This window comes from Streptococcus sp. HMSC064D12, from assembly GCF_001837205.1.
Lineage (GTDB): Bacteria > Bacillota > Bacilli > Lactobacillales > Streptococcaceae > Streptococcus > Streptococcus salivarius_D.
In genome coordinates, this window is sequence record NZ_KV831720.1 from 1 (window position 1) to 1,382 (window position 1,382).

Sequence of the window (1,382 nt, forward strand, 5' to 3'; positions counted from 1 at the left end):
TTTGCCTAGCCTGTATCAAAAACTGGATGAACAAGAGTCATGAGATAACTCGAATATGCCTTGAGCATGAAAATAAAATTACTAATAGCCTCTTGTTCTATTGTTCAATAGTTAACAGGAGGTTTTTGTAATGGAAGTTATGATTGAAACTTGTTGTGGAATTGATGTCCACCAAAAGTCTATCGTTTGTTGTATTCTAGATGGTCCACTAGAAAGCAATAAACCTAAAAAGATTCAGAAAAAATTTGGTACAACAACTATAGCTCTCCAAAACGCCTTAGATTGGTTATTGGAAAATCACGTCACACATGTCTTTTTTGAAAGCACTGGCCAATATTGGGTACCACTCTTTAATATATTCTCAGACTCAGAACTCAATTTGATATTAGCTAACCCCCAACATATTAAGAATGTGCCTGGTCGAAAAACAGACATGAAAGATGCCGAATGGATTGCACAGCTCGGACGTTGTGGACTTATTGAGCCATCTTACATTCCAAGCCCTGAAGTGATGCAGTTACGTTTACTCACTCGTAGGTTACGTTCTTACAAACAACGTCAAACTCAAATAAAGAATGAGATTCATAACCTCTTACAACGTGCTAATATCAAACTAACCAGCTATCTTTCTGATATCTTCTCTAAGACAGGACAGTCTCTTTTAACGCTCTTTATCAATGGGGAACTCATTGATTATGACAATGTGACAGCTTGTATTCACAAGCATGTCAAAGCAAGTCCCGAAGAATTAATGGAGGCCATGAATGGGAAGTTGTCACTGGAGGATCGATTTCTCTTGGACCAAAGCCTAGAAGAATATCAATTGTATCAAAAACTCATGAACAAATTAAGGAGTGAAATAATAGCTTATATCGAAAAGGAGTTTCCCTGAAGAAAATAGATTACTTCAAATGATTCCTGGTGTGAGTGAAACTTGTGCAGCCACAATTTTAGCTGAGATTGGACCAGATGTGAAGGCTTTTCAATCAGACGCACACTTAGCTTCTTGGGCTGGGCTCTGCCCAGGATCTTATGAAAGTGCTGGCATTAAAAAATCCTCACATATCACGCAAGGAAATCGATATATCAAGCAGGCTTTGACCATGTCGGGATTGATTGCGGCTCACTCTAAAGACAATGCGTTTTCATCTTTTTATAGCAAAATTTCCCAAAGAGGAAGTAAGATGAAAGCCGTCATTGCTTGCGCACATAAGCTACTTCGTATCATTTACAAAATTCTCGCAACACACCAAGAATACGACAAAGAAAAAGTGCTAGGACTGAGGCAACAGTTCTAACACCAAAAATTTAAAAAATCTCAATTACAGTATAGCACAAGAAGAGTTTTTTGCGCTATTTTTAATGTTTTTTTCAAATAAAAA

At 37.3% G+C, this 1,382-nt stretch carries 2 protein-coding genes; both read left to right on the forward strand.

What is annotated here, in order from left to right:
- Positions 1-130 precede the first annotated feature (130 nt).
- Positions 131-892: an IS110 family RNA-guided transposase gene (locus HMPREF2697_RS00850; RefSeq protein WP_049529073.1), complete on the forward strand. Its 762-nt coding sequence runs from the start codon at positions 131-133 to the stop codon at positions 890-892.
- A gap of 19 nt (positions 893-911) precedes the next feature.
- Positions 912-1,298, forward strand: coding sequence for an IS110 family transposase (locus HMPREF2697_RS00855; protein WP_045768432.1), 387 nt, complete (start codon positions 912-914; stop codon positions 1,296-1,298).
- Positions 1,299-1,382 lie beyond the last annotated feature (84 nt).

Bases quoted from the DNA above. Each gene is read 5' to 3' on its own strand.
- HMPREF2697_RS00855 (WP_045768432.1), top strand. From the start codon at position 912: ATGATTCCTGGTGTGAGTGAAACTTGTGCAGCCACAATTTTAGCTGAG.
- HMPREF2697_RS00850 (WP_049529073.1), top strand. From the start codon at position 131: ATGGAAGTTATGATTGAAACTTGTTGTGGAATTGATGTCCACCAAAAG.